The sequence below is a fragment of the Vibrio gelatinilyticus genome, assembly GCF_022836845.1.
GTDB classification, from domain to species: Bacteria; Pseudomonadota; Gammaproteobacteria; order Enterobacterales; family Vibrionaceae; genus Vibrio; species Vibrio gelatinilyticus.
In genome coordinates this window covers 1-18,186 of the sequence record NZ_JAJNNZ010000018.1, presented here as the reverse complement: position 1 = coordinate 18,186, position 18,186 = coordinate 1, and the positions used below count along the sequence as shown (strand labels likewise).

At 44.4% G+C, this 18,186-nt stretch carries 13 protein-coding genes and 6 tRNA genes; 6 read left to right on the top strand and 13 right to left on the bottom strand.

The features are described from left to right. Nucleotide 1: 1 nt before the first annotated feature. From LNL84_RS17090 to LNL84_RS17055, 8 genes are all read right to left on the bottom strand, one after another. Complete coding sequence (locus tag LNL84_RS17090) at nt 2-979, bottom strand: ABC transporter permease (protein ID WP_244358897.1); 978 nt, start codon at nt 977-979, stop codon at nt 2-4. Nucleotides 980-1,104: 125 nt separating this feature from the next. Further along, nucleotides 1,105-2,658, bottom strand: coding sequence for an ABC transporter substrate-binding protein (locus LNL84_RS17085; protein WP_244358895.1), 1,554 nt, complete (start codon nt 2,656-2,658; stop codon nt 1,105-1,107). Nucleotides 2,659-2,746: 88 nt separating this feature from the next. Continuing rightward, on the bottom strand, nt 2,747-4,462 hold the full coding sequence (locus LNL84_RS17080) for a dipeptide ABC transporter ATP-binding protein (RefSeq protein ID WP_244358893.1): 1,716 nt from the start codon (nt 4,460-4,462) through the stop codon (nt 2,747-2,749). A gap of 1,105 nt (nt 4,463-5,567) precedes the next feature. Further along, nucleotides 5,568-5,644 (bottom strand) — tRNA-Pro (locus tag LNL84_RS17075). 56 nt (nt 5,645-5,700) lie between these two features. After that, nucleotides 5,701-5,776: transfer RNA gene (locus LNL84_RS17070), tRNA-His, on the bottom strand. Nucleotides 5,777-5,820: 44 nt separating this feature from the next. Beyond that, nucleotides 5,821-5,897 (bottom strand) — tRNA-Pro (locus tag LNL84_RS17065). A gap of 66 nt (nt 5,898-5,963) precedes the next feature. Further along, nucleotides 5,964-6,039 (bottom strand) — tRNA-His (locus LNL84_RS17060). A gap of 28 nt (nt 6,040-6,067) precedes the next feature. Next, nucleotides 6,068-6,144, bottom strand: a tRNA-Arg gene (locus LNL84_RS17055). Nucleotides 6,145-6,438: 294 nt separating this feature from the next. Here LNL84_RS17055 and LNL84_RS17050 point away from each other — a divergent pair. Continuing rightward, nucleotides 6,439-6,852, top strand: coding sequence for a c-type cytochrome (locus LNL84_RS17050; RefSeq protein WP_244358891.1), 414 nt, complete (start codon nt 6,439-6,441; stop codon nt 6,850-6,852). A 69-nt stretch (nt 6,853-6,921) separates the two neighbouring features. On the opposite strand, the gene rep is transcribed toward LNL84_RS17050, so the two are convergent. After that, entirely contained in the window at nt 6,922-8,940 is a 2,019-nt protein-coding gene (gene rep, locus LNL84_RS17045) for a DNA helicase Rep (protein ID WP_244358889.1), read from the bottom strand. A gap of 175 nt (nt 8,941-9,115) precedes the next feature. Between rep and LNL84_RS17040 the strand changes: the two genes are divergently transcribed. The 4 genes from LNL84_RS17040 to ubiK all read left to right on the top strand — a co-directional run bounded on the left by LNL84_RS17040 (nt 9,116) and on the right by ubiK (nt 14,318). Then, nucleotides 9,116-9,700 (top strand): TetR/AcrR family transcriptional regulator, encoded by a 585-nt coding sequence (locus LNL84_RS17040; protein WP_244358887.1) that lies wholly within the window; start codon nt 9,116-9,118, stop codon nt 9,698-9,700. A gap of 18 nt (nt 9,701-9,718) precedes the next feature. Continuing rightward, nucleotides 9,719-10,825, top strand: coding sequence for an efflux RND transporter periplasmic adaptor subunit (locus LNL84_RS17035; protein WP_244358886.1), 1,107 nt, complete (start codon nt 9,719-9,721; stop codon nt 10,823-10,825). An 11-nt stretch (nt 10,826-10,836) separates the two neighbouring features. Beyond that, the gene (locus LNL84_RS17030; protein ID WP_244358885.1) at nt 10,837-13,959 is read left to right on the top strand and encodes a multidrug efflux RND transporter permease subunit; all 3,123 of its coding nucleotides are present in this window, start codon (nt 10,837-10,839) and stop codon (nt 13,957-13,959) included. Nucleotides 13,960-14,066: 107 nt separating this feature from the next. Then, a complete protein-coding gene (gene ubiK / locus LNL84_RS17025) occupies nt 14,067-14,318 on the top strand; it encodes a ubiquinone biosynthesis accessory factor UbiK (RefSeq protein ID WP_244358884.1) in 252 nt (83 codons plus the stop codon). Between the two features lie 54 nt (nt 14,319-14,372). Here the strand turns inward: ubiK and ilvC are convergent, their stop codons facing one another. Then, nucleotides 14,373-15,857 (bottom strand): ketol-acid reductoisomerase, encoded by a 1,485-nt coding sequence (gene ilvC, locus LNL84_RS17020; RefSeq protein ID WP_244358882.1) that lies wholly within the window; start codon nt 15,855-15,857, stop codon nt 14,373-14,375. A gap of 143 nt (nt 15,858-16,000) precedes the next feature. Between ilvC and ilvY the strand changes: the two genes are divergently transcribed. Beyond that, nucleotides 16,001-16,897, top strand: coding sequence for an HTH-type transcriptional activator IlvY (gene ilvY / locus LNL84_RS17015; protein ID WP_244358880.1), 897 nt, complete (start codon nt 16,001-16,003; stop codon nt 16,895-16,897). A 63-nt stretch (nt 16,898-16,960) separates the two neighbouring features. On the opposite strand, the gene LNL84_RS17010 is transcribed toward ilvY, so the two are convergent. The 3 genes from LNL84_RS17010 to LNL84_RS17000 form a co-directional block, all read right to left on the bottom strand. Next, on the bottom strand, nt 16,961-17,269 hold the full coding sequence (locus LNL84_RS17010) for a hypothetical protein (RefSeq protein ID WP_244358878.1): 309 nt from the start codon (nt 17,267-17,269) through the stop codon (nt 16,961-16,963). Nucleotides 17,270-17,480: 211 nt separating this feature from the next. Then, nucleotides 17,481-17,816, bottom strand: coding sequence for a DUF1904 family protein (locus LNL84_RS17005; RefSeq protein WP_244358876.1), 336 nt, complete (start codon nt 17,814-17,816; stop codon nt 17,481-17,483). A gap of 185 nt (nt 17,817-18,001) precedes the next feature. Next, nucleotides 18,002-18,078: transfer RNA gene (locus tag LNL84_RS17000), tRNA-Trp, on the bottom strand. Nucleotides 18,079-18,186: the final 108 nt, after the last annotated feature.

Below are 18,186 nucleotides of genomic sequence, written 5' to 3'. Positions count from 1 at the left end.
ATTACGCTCCTTTACCTGTAAGATTAACCGTTGGGTTGATGACGCCATACATCAAATCAACAATCGTGTTTGTAACAACAAAGATAAGCCCCACAAAGATGACATATGCGGTAATCAGTGGCGTATCTACACGGTTAATCGCTTCAAGGAAAAGCGAGCCTGTACCTGGCCACTGAAAGACTGTTTCAGTCAAAATAGTGTATGCGACCATGGTACCAATCTGTACACCACCGACTGTCAATACAGGCAGCATGGTGTTCTTAAGAGCATGTTGATAATAAATCTTACGAAGAGGTAAACCTTTTGCCTTGGCAAATTTGATGTATTCCGAGCTGAGTACTTCGAGCATTTCAGAGCGCACTAGACGAATGAACAGTGGCAACATGATTGACGCCAGTGCAATACATGGCAGCACCAAGTGTGCTAAACCATCAAGTGTGAAGAAACCAGAATCCCATCCCAAAATATTCGCTGTTTCACCGCGTCCGTACGACGGGAACCAACCTAGCTCGATAGAGAAAACGTACATCAACATAATCGCTGTCAAGAAGACAGGAATCGAAATACCAACGCTACTACCCGCCATCACGACTTTGGTGAAAAAGCTTTTTGGGTTAATAGCTGAGTACACCCCTAGTGGGATGGACATACAAATAATGATGAGTGTTGCACCAAACACCAGTTCTAGTGTGGCAACTAACTTATCTAAAATCACGTCAACAGCTGGACGCTTGAAGAAATAGGATTGACCTAAATCACCTTGAACCGCACTGCTTAGAAAGCGTGCGTATTTCGTCATGAATGGATCGTTGAGGCCCATCTCATCACGCATAGCTTGGCGCTCGGCTTCTGATACCGATTGACCAACCATTTCACGCAATGGATCACCCAGGTTATCCTGAATGGCAAATGCCACCAAACTGATCACAAACATTACTACCATTGCCTGAAACAGGCGCTTGACCAGAAACGAAAACATCCCTTGCCCCTTAAACTATCCATTACTCATAACAAACAAATGTTATTCAGTCTTAAAATGTGCTCAGCCCGACTGAACAAAGCTGAGCACAATACGTATTATTTCAATTGAAACTCAAATTGAAATTATTTAACTACTAGGTCACCAAAGTATGGGAAGTTCATACCGTTGATGATTGGACTAATCTCAACGTTAGACTTCGCAGCCCACGATGGATCTTGCCAATGCAGAGGAACAAATGCTGCTTCATCATAAAGCGTTGCTTCTACTTGCTTAAGCATCGCGTTACGTTTCGTCAGATCCGTTTCAGTGTTTGAAGCATTAACTAGCTCATCCACTGCTGGATTAGAGTAGTGACCACAGTTGTATTGACCTTTGCCTGTCGTTTCATCACGAGTCATCGTTAGGAACTCAGTGAAGTTGGCAGAATCTTCAGTATCTGGGTGCCAGCCGATCATCATCATGTCTGCTGCACACTTATCAAACTCTGGCCAGTACTGTGCTTTTGGCATAGTTTTAAGGTCAACTTTAATGCCGATCTTAGAAAGCATTGCGGCAGAAGCCTGTGCGATTTTCGCATCGTTAACGTAACGGTTGTTAGGCGCCATCATTGTTAGCGTAAAGCCGTCAGCGTAACCTGCTTCTTTCATCAACTCTTTCGCTTTTTTCAGATCGTAACGAGGAGACAGCTTCTCATCGTAACCTGCATAACCCACTGGGCTTTGCTGGCCAGCTGGAGTCGCAGCGCCTTTCATGATCTTCTTAGCGATACCTTCGTTGTTGATTGCATGAACAATCGCTTGACGAACGCGAACATCTTTAAGAGCTTCATTGCTGTTTTGGTTCATTTGGAACGTGATTACACGCGTACCCGGCATTGTGAAAAGATCAATATTGCTTGCACTCTTAACACGCTGGTAGTCGTTTGGAGCCACAGGAGCAATCATGTCTACGTCGCCAGAAAGTAGCGCAGCAACACGAGTAGCCGCTTCTTTGATTGGAACCAAAGTTAGCTTGTCAACGTTACCTTTTGACGCTGAATCCCAATAACCGTCAAAACGTTCGAATTGTACTTTGATGCCTTGCTCACGTGCTGTGATAGTGAACGGGCCTGTACCAGAAACGTTAGTTGAAGCAAAAGAGTTACCGTGCTTAACGATCTCACCCTTGTCTTTACCTTCTGCCGTTTGGCCAGAGTAGAACTTGCTGTCCATTGGGAAGATGTACGTTGCTACGTTTTCGATTAGAGGGTATGTACCGTCTGTTTTGATTTCGATAGTGTGAGAATCCACTTTCGTTAGTGACACAAGCGGTGCAAAAATACCTTTGTAGTCAGCCGACTTTTTCAAACGAGCGAATGTCCAAACTACGTCATCTGCCGTTAGATCGTTACCAGAGTGGAATTTAACACCTTTACGCAGACTAAAACGCATTGTTTCGTTATCAACACGTTCCCAAGACTCAGCTAAGCGAGGCTCAAACTCCATGTCTTTGTTAAAACGGATGAGTGGATCAAATACCATGTGTGACATTTGCATCACGCCACCAGATAGCTGCTCATGCGGGTCTAGAGTCACTGGATCTGCGTCATACGCGACGGTAATGTCTGCGGCTGCTGCACTTAAGCTTAGACCTGCAGCCATCAAAGCTACAGCTAGTTTGCTTTTCATGGTTTTCATTTGCATAACTCCTTCATGCGGGGATTTCACCCCTTTTGTTGTGTTTGCTTCTGTTTTCGAGCTTGATTAGGCTCAATTATGTAACGACTTAAGCCGTTTTTATTTCTTCTCTTAAACCCGTAAATTCAGGCATCAGAGAAATCAGTTGCTTACTGTACTCGTGTTGTGGATCAGTAAATAACTGTTCAGTAGGTGCGACTTCAAGTAGCGTACCCATCTGCATCACACCTACACGGTCACACATTTGGCGAATAACAGGCAAATCGTGACTGATGAACAACATGGTGAGATTCAATTCTTGTTGTAAATCTTTCAATAAGTTCAAGATCTGAGCTTGAACCGATACATCGAGTGCAGACGTAGGCTCATCACAAATAAGCAAGCGTGGACGAGTCGCTAACGCTCGAGCGATAGAAATACGTTGACGCTGACCACCTGAGAATTCATGTGGGTATTTAACCCCAGCCATGCGACCCAAACCAACATGGTCAAGCAAATCATTCACAATCTGCTGTGTTTCCGATTCATTGCGAGTCAGCTTATGGAAACGAATTGGCTCTGCGATGATATCGAAGATCTTCATACGCGGGTTCATTGACGTATAAGGGTTTTGGAACACCATCTGCATTTGACGACGAATTGGACGACGCTCTTTTTCCGACTTCAATGACGTCAGATCGATGCCTTCAAATGTCACCTTACCAGAGTTAGGTGCATAAAGGCCTGCGATGACGCGAGCGATCGTTGACTTACCAGAGCCTGATTCACCCACTAAACCAAAGGTCTCACCCTCATGAACTTCAAAGCTTACATTGTTTGATGCTTGTACAAACTCACGACGGCTTTCAAACAAAGAATCCTTGGTAACAAAACGAAGATTAACGTTCTCAACATTGAGCAGTGGACCGGTGTATTCACGCTGATCCTGACTTTGACCCAACCAGTGGTTCTTCACGTCCAATGGTTCCATCTCGTGCGCTTCTTCGATGTAACTCACCAATGGGAAACGATCAAGTTTACGGTCTGAACGAGGTACCGCAGAAATTAAGCTATGGGTATAAGGGTGGTCAGGTTCGCCCAATACTTTTGCTGTTGGACCAAACTCAACCAGATCGCCTCGATACATCACCGCAACGCGGTCTGTTACGTTTGATACCACACCCATATCGTGCGTCACCAACATGCAGCCAACATTTTTTTCAATACACAAATCACGAATCAAAGTTAGAATTTGATCTTGAATGGAAACATCAAGTGCGGTAGTCGGTTCATCGGCGATAATAAGATCGGGTTCACCAGCCAGTGCGATGGCAATCACCACACGCTGACGCATACCACCTGAGAATTGGTGAGGATATTGTTTTAGGCGGTTTTCCGGTTGAGGTATCCCTACCTGCTTCATCAGCGAAAGCGAACGCTGATATGCCTCTTCATCAGAAACCTTCATGTTGGCATGAATCGTTTCTTTCAGTTGGTGCTCAACAGTAAAAAGAGGATTAAGAGAGGTCATTGGATCTTGGAAAATAAACCCAATTTTGGAGCCTCGTACTCGGCGCATTTGCTCTGGAGAAAGACCAGAAACTATTTCACCATCTAGGTAAACGTCACCGCTAGCGATACGCCCTGGAGGGCTTAGCAAGTCGATAACGGCGTTACCTACTGTGGATTTACCTGCACCTGACTCTCCGACTACGCCAACTATTTCACCGCGCTCAATATTGAACGACAAAGATTTAACCGCGGCATGTACCCCATGACGTGACGGATATTCGATACGAAGATTTTTTACTTCTAATAATGACATTACCAGACCTCTACTGCTTTGGCAGCTTTCTGCCCCTGTCTGCAAAATTGATTCCATTCTTAGGCAGCATTTTCTACTGACTAATTATAAGGGCATCAATTTGGCAAATCTTTCACAGAAAAGCAACAAAAATAGGATAAAAATTCGAAATAGAACCAATCTAAAGCAGCTTCAGTAAATATTTATGCATAACATCTACATATAGTAGTTGGTAAAACAATTTCACGAACGGATTATAAACCCATAAAACCCACACCATAGGGGATATTTCTACCTAAAAAAAGAGAGTTAAGCCAAATTAATAACTAGAGACGCTAGAATACTTATTCCACTATTAATTTAACACCACAGAAACATAATAAATTAAACACAATCGCCATCAGACCAATAAACCAGACAATTGTCACAGACATAGCAATTACGTTCATGATAGAGGCCAATTACAATATTAACCACCATACAATCACGTTACATTTGTTTATATCTACTACTAATATCCCTACTGAAATATTTCAAATTTTACCCATTTATTAGAATTTCGTTCTCGTTTCCACAAAAGAAAGCGCTAAGAATTAGTATTCACTCGCAAAACTAAGCACTAACTGTAGACGAATTCTGACTATCTGCCGCAATCAATACACAGGAATGGGCGATGGATCCGTTTTGCTTCTAGAGTGTGTGATTTTCAAGTTCGAGCCCGACGGCACCGTAAGCGGTGGAATGCCTCCCGCCCAGTGTCCTTTATTGATGATACACAGTCTCAGGGTTTAATCGGCGGCTTGTTCAAGAGGTTCGATAGTTATGGTGTTGTATAGCACGACTCTTACGGTCAGAGCGATCATCTTTACAATGGCAGAAGGGGCATAGGTTTCACTCTCAACGACTGGGCGTCCAGCCCCGACTCCAATAATGACTCTTTCTTAGTCAAATTCATCTTCGTTCAGACGAAAAAAAACCTCGTCTTTCGACAAGGCCTTGAATGGTGGTCGGTGAAGAGGGATTCGATGCGACTGGCCATTCAGCCCTCGACTCGTATGCGCTTTCCCTAAAACCTGTAAAGCTATATACGAAAAAAGCCTCGTCTTTCGACGAGGCTTTCGAATGGTGGTCGGTGAAGAGGGATTCGAACCCCCGACCCTCTGGTCCCAAACCAGATGCGCTACCAAGCTGCGCTATTCACCGACAATATTTTATTACGACTAGAATCGCAAAAGGGAGCACAATGCTACCAAAATAAATGGGGTGGCTAACGAGATTCGAACTCGCGACCACCGGAATCACAATCCAGGGCTCTACCAACTGAGCTATAGCCACCACAAATTTTGTTTTGTTACCGTTAGCAACGATAACTGAAATAGTGGTCGGTGAAGAGGGATTCGAACCCCCGACCCTCTGGTCCCAAACCAGATGCGCTACCAAGCTGCGCTATTCACCGACAATGTTCTTTTCAGAACGTTTCGTCTCGAAAAATCAAGACTGGAAACCGAAGTTACCGAAATAATGGGGTGGCTAACGAGATTCGAACTCGCGACCACCGGAATCACAATCCAGGGCTCTACCAACTGAGCTATAGCCACCATTATACTTTGCCAATTTTTGTCCGGATGGCGCGCCCGAAAGGATTCGAACCTTCGACCTTTGGCTCCGGAGGCCAACGCTCTATCCAGCTGAGCTACGGGCGCTTGCCCTATCGGCGGAGTGGAATAATACGTATATCACACTATGTCGTAAAGTACTTTTTCAACTTTTTTTATCGTTTGTTGGCTTTTTCGGCACTTCGGGACAATAAATGTGTGGTTTACGATGTGATTAACCCCGTGAAGCTGACAAGTTGTTGTTTATTGCAACAACCTAACAGGATATAATCACCCAACGTTTACATTGATTTAACAGTTCACTGTGAGATCAGAAAAGACTATAAATAGCGTATAAATTGGCGAGCGACGACTTGCCCCTTGGATTGTGAAGTGAGTTTAATGGATATGTCTCAACGAATGTTAACTGTGTTGTTCGCTGCACTAACGTTTTCTACTGCTTCTGTAGCAGCAAATGTTAGCCCAGAAGAATATGATGCGATAGCTGAACGCATCAAACCTGTCGGTAATGTCTATTTAGCAGGCAGTGAGCCTGTTGCTGCTGAACCTACGGGTCCACGTGACGGTAAGGCTGTTTACGGTATGTTCTGTACTGCTTGTCACTCGAGCGGTGTAAGCGGAGCACCAAAGACTGGTGATGCTGCCGATTGGGCTCCTCGTATTGCTCAAGGTAAAGATGTATTGGCAGATCACGCGATTAATGGCTTCAATGCTATGCCAGCAAAAGGCTCTTGTATGGATTGCTCTGACGACGAAATCGTAGCAGCAATTGAACATATGATTGCAGGTCTGTAATAAATTTCGATAAGAAAAAGGCTTACCTCTCACGGTAAGCCTTTTTTGTTGCTGCTGTCCCGTGCTTTGTTATTTCTTGTCAAACATTGCACGTAGATTGGCGATATGCGCCTGGCCTTTTTGCATTCTCTCTTCAGCAGAAACCACTTTTTTCACTCGCTCCCATTCCACATCGTCATAGGGCAGTTCATCCAAAAATCGACTTTGCTGAGGTTTGATGAGCTCACCAAATTGACGTCGCTCTTTGCACATAGTGAAAGTCAGCTCTTTTTGTGCGCGTGTTATCCCCACATACATCAAGCGCCGCTCTTCTTCCACATTATCTTCATCGATACTAGTTTGATGCGGAAGAATACCCTCTTCAGCCCCGATTAGGTAAACATAGGGAAATTCGAGACCTTTTGAGGAGTGCAGGGTCATCAGTTGCACCGCATCGCTATCATCCTCATCTTCTCCACGCTCCATCATGTCTCGCAGAGTTAATCGCTGAACCACCTCTTTAAGGTTCTTCTCTTCTTTATCATAATTATCTCCTTCAAGGTCGGCGACAATCCAAGAATAAAGATCCGATACATTCTTCATGCGCATTTCAGCGGCCTTAGCGCTCGATGATGTTTCGTACAACCAGTCTTCATAATTGATATCACGCACCAACGAGCGAACCGCTTCGACAGTATTACCACGCTCAGCGTTGTCACCTATCGTCACAACCCACTGAGTAAAGCGTCGTAAGTTTTCTAGCCCGCGCCCAGTGAGGTGCTGCTCTAAACCCAATTCAAAGCTCGCTTCAAATAAGCTTTTACCACGCATGTTGGCATAGCTACCCAGCTTTTCTAAAGTAGCAGGACCAATTTCTCGCCGCGGTGTATTTACAATACGCAAAAAGGCATTGTCATCATCAGGGTTCACGAGCACTCTCAAGTAGGCCATGATGTCTTTGATTTCGGCTCGAGCAAAAAATGAGGTCCCACCTGATATTTTGTAAGGTACTCGGTTTTGCATGAGCGCTTTTTCTATCAACCTCGATTGATGGTTACCACGATAAAGAATGGCGTAACCTCGATAGTCGGTACGATTTAAAAAGCGATGGGCAATCAACTCTCCCGTGACACGCTCCGCTTCGTGCTCTTCATTTTTAGCGGTAAGTACTTTAACCTTCTCACCATCAGGGATTTCGGAGAAAAGTTTCTTTTCGAATACGTGTGGGTTGTTATCAATCAGTATATTGGCCGCTCTTAAGATCCTTGAGGTCGAGCGGTAGTTTTGCTCAAGCTTAATAACTCGTAACTGTGGGAAGTCTTGACTCAACAACACTAAGTTCTGTGGTTTGGCTCCACGCCACGAGTAGATCGATTGGTCATCATCACCCACCACGGTAAGACGAGCCCTTTCCCCTACCAGAAGCTTCACTAATTCATACTGACTGGTGTTGGTGTCTTGATATTCATCCACCAGCAAGTAGCGAATGCGATTTTGCCAGCGTTGACGAACGTCTTCATTTTGCTTGAGCAGCATCACTGGCAGCGCAATGAGATCATCAAAATCGAGCGCGTTATAAGCTTTCATCTGCGTTTGATACATTTCAAAACAGAATGCAAACAGCTGTTCTTGTTCAGAGTGTGCTCTGGCTTTCACGGTATCTGGTGAAAGCATGTCGTTTTTCCAATTGGAAATCGAGCTTAGGAGCTGTCTGAGTAAATCCTTGTCACCATCAAGCTGCTGCTCTGTGAGCTCTTTTAGCAGCGCCATTTGATCCTGGTCGTCAAAAAGCGAAAAGCCCGCTTTGAGGCCAAGCGCTTTATATTCACGTCGAATGATATTAAGGCCCATTGTATGGAACGTAGATACCATCAAACCTTTAGACTCTGCTTTTCCTAGGGTTTGTCCAACACGCTCTTTCATCTCGCGCGCCGCTTTGTTAGTAAAAGTTACCGCAGCAATATTTCTGGCTTTATAGCCACACTGCTGAACTAAGTAGGCTATCTTGTTAGTGATAACCCTGGTTTTACCCGAGCCCGCACCCGCGAGGACTAGACACGGTCCTGATACATATTTGACGGCTTCATCTTGCTGGGGATTCAGCTTCATAATGCGCTCACACTTCTGCTTTTTTGAACGAGCACATAATAGATCGCGATCGCTTCGAATACCATGCCGGGGTGTTTTTTTTGCTTCTTAAGCAAATTGATAACTATATTTGTATAAATGCTCGAGTTTTTCCCTATAATGAATGAACGTTCATTCATTAGTTGGCAGGTATCACATGACAGATAACACCAATATGGATAAGCGAGCTCAGATACTGTGTGCTGCCAATAAAATTGTAGCAGAGCAAGGTATTCAGGGTTTGTCGATGCAAAAGCTCGCCAAAGAAGCCAATGTGGCTGCAGGCACGATCTATCGTTACTTTGAAGATAAAGATCACCTGCTTGATGAGTTAAGGATGACTATCACCTCGCAAATAGCAAAAGCTGTACAACGTGGCGTCACCACAGACAAACCTTTGAAAGAGCGTTATCGAACAATGTGGTTGAATATTTGGCACCTCGCAGCCAACGATCTCAACGCATTGAAAAATAGAGCACAGTACGACTCTGTTCCTTCTAAAAATAGTCGAACAATTAGGGAGCAAGAACGGAGAATGTTTGCCCAAATAGATCGACTATTTACAGAAGGAAAGAATCAGGGGGTATTTAAAAACCTCGATAATGAAATTCTCTCTGGGCTAAGCTTAGAAGCAAGCGTGTCTCTTGCCAGAAAACACTCTCAAGGGTTCTATCACTTGGACGATGCGGCGTTAGATTCCGCCATCGAAGCCAGTTGGGATGCAATAATAAAACACAAATAAGTTGGAGTTCTAATCAGAATGAAAAAATGGACAATCTTCATGTTACTTATCGTGACACTGCTATTTGGCAGCGTGATAGGTTTCAATATGTTCAAGCAGAAAAAAATCGCTGAGTATTTGGCTAACCGACCTGAACCTGAATTTCCTGTCACCGTCACCACTGTCGATACCATCGACTGGGTGCCGGTTATTGAAGCGATTGGTTTTGTAGAACCCAACCAAGGCGTAACTCTGACTTCAGAGACCAGCGGTGTGATCGATAAAATAGCCTTCACCTCTGGTTCTCAAGTTGAAACAGGCCAGCTGCTGCTGCAACTTGACTCTGACGTTGAAAAGGCCAATCTACGAAGTGCCGAAGCCAGACTACCCGCCGCACAAGCAAAATATAAACGCTATAAAGGTTTGTTTAGTAAAGGGTCTGTCTCAAAAGAAGCGTTTGATGAAGCAGAAGCTAACTTTTACTCCCTTTCTGCAGACATAGAAAGCCTAAAAGCATCTATCAGTCGCCGTGAAATCAACGCGCCATTTTCTGGTGTCGTGGGCATTCGAAATGTGTTCCTTGGCCAATATTTGCAACCAAGCGATCGCATCGTGCGACTTGAAGATATTAGCGTGATGAAACTGCGTTTTACCGTGCCCCAAACGGATTTTTCTCGTATTTCTATTGGTCAAGATGTGGATATTTTTGTCGACGCTTACCCTAACCGACCATTTAAAGGCTCAATCAGTGCGATCGAACCTGCTGTTAGCGTACAAAGCGGCTTGATCCAAGTGCAAGCTGACATCCCGAATAACGATGGCAAGCTACGTAGTGGCATGTTCGCTCGCGCCAATATCATTTTGCCTAAGATCGAAAATCAGGTCACGCTGCCACAGACGGCCATTACTTTCACATTATATGGCGACAATGTTTACGTCCTAGAAGATGTCGATGGTGAAAAGCGCGTTAAGCAAACAGTCGTCAAAGTCGGCGAGCGTGCTGAAGATATTGCTCATATCTTACAAGGTATTAAAGAGGGTGATACGGTCGTGACCTCTGGTCAGGTTCGTTTAAGTAATGGCGCAAAGGTTCGTGTTGTTGAGAGTGATGCTACAACTCCTCCAGCCGAAACACCGATGCTGTAATTGGAGGTAATATGCGCTTTACTGATGTTTTCATAAAACGTCCAGTTCTGGCGATTTCGATCAGTTTTTTGATTGCTTTGCTTGGTCTACAAGCAATTTTCAAGATGCAGGTTCGTGAATATCCAGAAATGACCAACACTGTTGTGACCGTCACAACCAGTTATTACGGTGCCAGTGCGGACCTTATTCAAGGCTTCATTACCCAACCGTTAGAGCAAGCTGTCGCTCAGGCCGACAATATTGACTTTATGACCTCGCAATCGGTGATGGGTAAGTCAACGATTACGGTAACAATGAAGCTCAACACCGACCCTAATGCGGCGTTGTCTGATATTCTTGCTAAGACAAACTCTGTACGTTCTCAACTGCCAAAGGAATCGGAAGACCCAACGGTAACCATGTCGACGGGCTCAACAACTGCAGTTCTGTATATTGGCTTTACCAGTAATGAACTGGCTTCTAGCCAAATTACCGATTACCTTGAGCGTGTTGTTAATCCACAGCTGTTTACCGTTAATGGGGTCTCTAAAGTCGATCTCTATGGGGGCATGAAATACGCTCTACGTGTCTGGTTAGACCCTGCCAAAATGGGCGCTCTAAAACTCACCGCAGCGGATATCATGGGCGTTCTCAACGCCAACAACTACCAGTCAGCAGCAGGACAAGCCACTGGCGAGTTTGTACTGTATAACGGCAGTGCCGATACACAAGTATCTACTACCAACGAGCTCAGTAACCTAGTGATTAAAGCTGGCGACGGAGAGGTGATCCGTTTAGGCGATATTGCTAAAGTGACGCTAGAGAAAAGCCACGATGTTTATCGTGCTAGTGCCAACGGAGAGGAAGCCGTAGTAACGGCAATTAACGCGGCACCAAGTGCAAACCCAATAAACATCGCCGCTGATGTCATGGCAATGCTGCCAGAGCTAGAACGAAACCTACCTAGCAACATAAAAATGAACGTCATGTACGACTCAACGATTGCCATCAATGAGTCTATCAATGAAGTTATCAAGACTATTCTAGAAGCAGCGCTCATCGTATTGGTGGTCATCACCGTATTCTTAGGTTCTTTCAGAGCTGTCATCATTCCTATTGTGACGATTCCACTGTCATTGATTGGTGTTGCCATGGTGATGCAAGGAATGGGTTTCTCATGGAACCTTATGACCCTGCTGGCAATGGTTCTTGCTATCGGCCTGGTGGTCGATGATGCCATCGTCGTTCTTGAAAATGTGGACCGCCATATTAAGCTCGGCGAATCACCGTTTCGAGCCGCGATCATAGGTACCCGTGAAATCGCAGTTCCTGTCATTGCAATGACACTGACCTTAGGTGCGGTATACGCTCCTATAGCGATGATGGGTGGTATTACTGGCTCATTGTTTAAAGAATTCGCTTTGACTCTAGCAGGCGCGGTATTTGTGTCGGGCATTGTAGCGCTGACTCTGTCACCAATGATGTGCTCTAAGATGCTTAAGGCCAACGAAAAACCAAGCCGCTTCGAAAAAACAGTACACCGAGTACTGGACAAAATGACCACACGCTATGAGAAAATGCTTGTCGCTGTCATGCAACACCGCCCGGTTATCATTGCCTTTGCGATTATTGTGTTCGGTACTCTACCGATGCTGTTTAAGTTCATTCCTAGTGAACTAGCACCATCAGAAGACAAAGGGGTTGTGATGTTAATGGGTACGGGCCCATCAAACGCCAACCTAGACTACCTACAAAACACCATGAATGACGTAAATGAGATTTTGGCAGAACAGCCAGAAGTGAAGTTTGCTCAGGTATTTACTGGTGTACCAAACTCAAACCAAGCTTTCGGCATTGCCTCTATGGTTCCTTGGAGCCAGCGTGAAGCAAGCCAAGCAGAAGTGACTAATCGAGTGGGCCAGTTGGTGAGTAACATCCCTGGAATGGCGGTAACTGCCTTCCAAATGCCAGAGTTGCCAGGTGCTGGTTCAGGACTGCCAATTCAATTTGTCATCACGACTCCAAATAGTTTTGAAAGTCTATTTACCATTGCGACTGAAGTGCTGACGGAAGTACAACGTAATGCAATGTTTGTATACTCTAATTTGGATTTGAACTACGACTCTGCCACGATGAAAATCAATATCGACAAGGATATGGCAGGTGCGTACGGAGTAACGATGCAAGACATCGGTATTACGTTGAGCACCATGATGGCTGATGGGTATGTTAACCGTATCGACCTAAATGGCCGCTCATACGAAGTGATCCCACAAGTAGAGCGTCGTTATCGCTTAAACCCAGAATCGATGAACAGTTACTTTGTTCGCTCTGATGACGGTGAAATGATCCCACTTGGCAGTTTAATTAGCATTGATGTGGTTGCGGAGCCTCGCGCCCTTCCTCACTTTAACCAGCTAAATTCTGCCACCATTGGTGCCGTTCCAGCGCCGGGGACGGCGATGGGGGATGCGATTGCTTGGTTTGAGTCAACCGCAGAGTCTAAACTTCCAAGTGGTTACAACCATGACTACATGGGTGAATCACGTCAGTACGTCACAGAAGGAAGCGCCCTGTATGCGACTTTTGGTCTAGCACTGGCGATTATATTCCTAGTATTGGCGATTCAGTTCGAGTCGGTCAAAGATCCGCTGGTTATCATGGTTTCTGTACCACTCGCTATTTGTGGTGCTTTGATTGCCTTAGCCTGGGGAGCTGCCACGATGAACATATACTCTCAGGTCGGGCTGATCACGCTGGTAGGCTTAATCACCAAGCACGGTATCTTGATTTGCGAAGTGGCGAAAGAAGAGCAACTGCATAATCACAAGAACCGTATGGAAGCTGTCATGGAAGCGGCGAAGGTACGTTTGCGCCCAATTCTAATGACAACAGCTGCTATGATTGCAGGTCTGATCCCGTTGATGTATGCGACAGGCGCTGGTGCAGCACAACGCTTTAGTATTGGTATTGTAATCGTATCAGGTTTGGCGATTGGTACACTGTTTACACTCTTCGTACTACCGGTAATTTATACCTACCTTGCCGAGAAACATAAGCCTCTACCGGTTTTTGTTGAAGACAAGGATTTGGAAAAGCTTGCACGCATTGACGAAGTCAAAGCTGTGCATAGAGAAATGAACGAAAGTCGCTAGCGGTTTCGCTAACTCACTCACGAAAGGCCACAATTGTGGCCTTTTTTATTGCTGTTATATGGAACAATTACATAGAATAGGCAGTAAATAGATAGGAGCTTTAACGTATGTTTGATCCAAAAAAGCTAGAGCAAGTTGCTAAGCAAATCCACGATTCAATGCCACAGCCAGTAAAAGACCTCGGTGCCGATGTAGATCAGAAAGTTCGCCAAGTGATCCAAGGTCAACTCAATAAGCTAGACGTGGTGAGTCGCGAAGAGTTTGACGTGCAAACTCAAGTACTACTGCGTACTCGTCAAAAACTGACAGAAATGGAAAAAAAGCTCGAAGAGCTTGAGAACAGACTTTCTGAAAAATAAAAACAAAAAAGGCTTAGTCATCTCAACTAAGCCTTTTGCTATTATTCAAGCTTATTAGCCACCAACGGCGATACGCTTCATATCCGTCATATAACCACGCAACTCTTCACCGATGTATTCTACAGGATGGTTACGAACAGCTTCGTTTACTTCAATCAGTTTTGCATTATCAACCTGATTTGAAGTTTCACCTAGACCTCGGCCAATAACATCAGTCCCGATTGAAGGCATAAATTTCTCACGAAGAAGTGGTGTTGCTACGTTAGCAAATAGGTAGTTACCGTACTCAGCTGTGTCAGAAATTACAACGTTCATTTCGTATAGACGCTTACGAGCTACGGTGTTAGCAATCAACGGTAATTCGTGAAGTGACTCATAGTAAGCCGACTCATCAATGATACCTGACGCTGTCATTGCTTCAAATGCCAACTCAACACCAGCTCGAACCATTGCGACCATTACGATGCCATTGTCGAAGTATTCTTGCTCAGAAATTTCAACATCGCTTGCTGGGTAGTTTTCGAATGCAGTTTCACCCGTTTCTTCACGCCAACCGAATAGGTTCGCGTCGTCATTTGCCCAGTCAGCCATCATTGTGCTAGAAAAGTGGCCGCTGATGATGTCATCCATGTGTTTGTTGTAAAGCGGACGCATTAGATCTTTTAGCTCTTCAGACAAATCAAACGCTTTAACTTTTGCAGGGTTGGATAGACGATCCATCATGTGAGTGATGCCACCAAACTTTAAAGCTTCCGTGATGGTTTCCCAACCATACTGCAGCAGTTTACCTGCATAGCCAGGTTCAATTCCGTCAGCAATCATCTTCTCGTAGCATACGATTGAACCAGCTTGCAACATACCACAAAGGATAGTTTGTTCACCCATAAGGTCAGACTTAACTTCAGCAACAAATGAAGACTCTAGAACACCAGCTCGGTGGCCACCAGTCGCAGCAGCCCACGCTTTCGCAATTTCAAGACCTTCACCTTGAGGGTCATTCTCTGGGTGCACGGCGATCAATGTTGGAACACCAAAGCCACGCTTATATTCTTCGCGAACCTCTGTACCTGGACACTTAGGAGCCACCATAACAACCGTTAGATCTTTACGGATTTGCATACCTTCTTCAACGATATTGAAGCCGTGTGAGTAACCTAGTGCAGCGCCGTCTTTCATTAGCGGCATGACCGTTTCAACAACATTGGTGTGTTGTTTGTCTGGAGTAAGGTTAACAACTAGGTCTGCTTGAGGAATTAGATCTTCGTAGCTACCTACAGAAAAACCATTGTCTTTAGCATTTTTGAACGACTGACGTTGCTCATCAATCGCTGCCTGACGTAGCGCATAAGAAACGTCTAGACCCGAGTCACGCATATTTAGACCTTGGTTCAGCCCCTGAGCACCACAACCAACGATGACGACTTTCTTACCTTTTAGGTAGTCGGCTTCTGTTGTAAATTCAGAGCGATCCATAAAACGACAACGACCAAGTTGGTCTAATTGCTGACGAAGGTTAAGAGTGTTGAAATAATTAGCCATAGCAGGGCTCTCCTGTTGAATTCTATCCATAGTGTCGACACTGTGTCGAATAAGCCCATAGTAATTCAGCTTTATCGTTGCTTAAAGTGATATATTCACAAATAGTTATTGCAAATAATGCAATTACATTTATCTTTAACTCTATGAATATAAAAAGCCTACAGACTTTCATTCATTTATGTGAAAGCAAAAACTTTAGCCGAACCGCCATCGCCATGCATATCAGTCCATCAGCGTTAAGTCGGCAAATACAAAAATTAGAGCTGGAAGCTGGACAGAGTCTTCTGGTTCGCGACAATCGCTCTGTCGAGCTTACCGTTGCAGGGCAAAAGCTACTCCCCATTGCGCTGTCCATTGTCACTGAATGGCAGCAGTTTCAGGCACATAGTAAACACGGAGAGCTAGAGCTAAAAGGTACTATTCGCCTTTTTTGCTCAGTGACAGCCAGCTATAGCCATCTTCCAGAGCTGCTGGCAGAATTTCGCATTCTTTATCCCTACATTGAATTTGAAATATCAACCGGAGATCCGGCACAAGCCATTGATAAGATATTAAATGACCAATGTGATATCGCAATTTCCGCTCGCCCCGAACAACTATCAGCACGACTAAACTTCGAAACAATCAGTGAGATACCATTATCAGTGATCGCTCCAATTGGTGTCAGCAATTTTGCTCAAGAGTTACAAGGTGATGTTCCCAATTGGAATAAGATCCCATTTATCGTACCCGAAGCAGGAACAGCTCGTGAAAGAGCCAATGCTTGGTTTAAGAAAATGCGCATTAAACCCAATATCTATGCCCAGGTTTCAGGGCATGAGGCTATTGTTAGTATGGTTGCACTTGGTTGCGGCGTGGGGATCGCACCGGAAGTCGTTATTGTAAATAGCCCAGTTAGAGACAAAATACAGCGCCTTAAATTAGAGTCAATTAAGCCATTTAAGCTTGGCGTCGTATGCAAAAAGTCATTACTAACTACCCCTTTGATCAGTGCTTTTTGGGAAGTGGCGGAAAAAACATACATTCAACCGACAAGCTAAAAAAAAGCAACCAGGATAAAATCCGGTTGCTTTCATTTAGCCAATAAGCATTTTAGCTGATTGTTAGCCTGATTTATCCATTGGGAACACATTACAATACAACTCTCGCTCGTACTGATGCTCTAGGGTTGCCCGCCAATCCTCAGCACCACCGATTGGGATCAAAAAGAACTTATCCCGACTAGCGTCTGTCACGAATGCGATGTTGTATTGCATAAGTTCATAGTGAATGTCATTGATGTAACTAAGAGCGACGGTCTGCCTACCAGACAAATGAGTAATGTCCTCTCTCGTTAACACCACACCTGACTCTTGTGAAGAAAAACGGTCTTTGAGCCAATGCGCAAACTGTTTTGCTGAAATCATCGTCATAAAAGTATTCCTTACCTTAATATTTTGGCCCGACATAGACCAACAAGTAAGCAGAAAAGTTACTTTTGAATACCGCAAGACATTACAGATTTGAGAAAAATGAAGACATGTAAGCCTTAATCCACAACCAATGTAGACTAATCCACTAATTATCAATAAACATAGTTGATATTGCCGATCAGTAGTGTTGCAAAATTGAGAGTCTAAAAAGTTAGTGTTTTTTTCCATTGAGATAACAAACTCCGGGATGGAATTCTGTAAAAATCACCGTTACATCAATATCTTGCCCTGCCGCCAACTGCACATTGTGAGTAATCACTTCGGCTAGTTTGTCCTGTACCACTGGGGTTACGTTGGCGTAAAGGACTTCAACAAACGGCGAACCATGGTATATATCACCTTGCTTATAGAATTGCGTAGAAACCAACTCAAAAGTGAAATCTTCTAGAGAGCTGGTTGGAAATAATTGCTGAAGTTCTGCGACTAATGCTATAGACAAAGCACTCATAACCTCTGTATCAACTGCACGAAAACGTAAGTGGAGCATAATACTACCTCTCTATTTTTTCTCGTTGATATTAGTTTAGCAGTTAGCTGATGTCACATGATGATAGCTTAAAAATGAATCAGGCCTCAGCTTACGATCCAGTGGCTTCATTTTCTATTGATGGTGTGTATTTTAAGTGAGTAGGAAACAAAAAAGGCCCTGACCTAAGTCAGAGCCTTCGAAAATGGCAGGGGTGGAGAGATTCGAACTCCCAACACGCGGATTTGGAATCCGCTGCTCTGCCAATTGGAGCTACACCCCTAAATTTGTCTCACTAACATAAAGTAATTAAATTTTATTATCAATATGTTAGATGAAAAAAAACCTCGCTCTAAGCGAGGTTTTTTAATAAGTGGCGGAGTGGACGGGA

Bases quoted from the DNA above. Each gene is read 5' to 3' on its own strand.
- LNL84_RS17090 (WP_244358897.1), bottom strand. From the start codon at position 979: ATGTTTTCGTTTCTGGTCAAGCGCCTGTTTCAGGCAATGGTAGTAATG.
- LNL84_RS17085 (WP_244358895.1), bottom strand. From the start codon at position 2,658: ATGAAAACCATGAAAAGCAAACTAGCTGTAGCTTTGATGGCTGCAGGT.
- LNL84_RS17080 (WP_244358893.1), bottom strand. From the start codon at position 4,462: ATGTCATTATTAGAAGTAAAAAATCTTCGTATCGAATATCCGTCACGT.
- LNL84_RS17050 (WP_244358891.1), top strand. From the start codon at position 6,439: ATGGATATGTCTCAACGAATGTTAACTGTGTTGTTCGCTGCACTAACG.
- rep (WP_244358889.1), bottom strand. From the start codon at position 8,940: ATGAAGCTGAATCCCCAGCAAGATGAAGCCGTCAAATATGTATCAGGA.
- LNL84_RS17040 (WP_244358887.1), top strand. From the start codon at position 9,116: ATGACAGATAACACCAATATGGATAAGCGAGCTCAGATACTGTGTGCT.
- LNL84_RS17035 (WP_244358886.1), top strand. From the start codon at position 9,719: ATGAAAAAATGGACAATCTTCATGTTACTTATCGTGACACTGCTATTT.
- LNL84_RS17030 (WP_244358885.1), top strand. From the start codon at position 10,837: ATGCGCTTTACTGATGTTTTCATAAAACGTCCAGTTCTGGCGATTTCG.
- ubiK (WP_244358884.1), top strand. From the start codon at position 14,067: ATGTTTGATCCAAAAAAGCTAGAGCAAGTTGCTAAGCAAATCCACGAT.
- ilvC (WP_244358882.1), bottom strand. From the start codon at position 15,857: ATGGCTAATTATTTCAACACTCTTAACCTTCGTCAGCAATTAGACCAA.
- ilvY (WP_244358880.1), top strand. From the start codon at position 16,001: ATGAATATAAAAAGCCTACAGACTTTCATTCATTTATGTGAAAGCAAA.
- LNL84_RS17010 (WP_244358878.1), bottom strand. From the start codon at position 17,269: ATGACGATGATTTCAGCAAAACAGTTTGCGCATTGGCTCAAAGACCGT.
- LNL84_RS17005 (WP_244358876.1), bottom strand. From the start codon at position 17,816: ATGCTCCACTTACGTTTTCGTGCAGTTGATACAGAGGTTATGAGTGCT.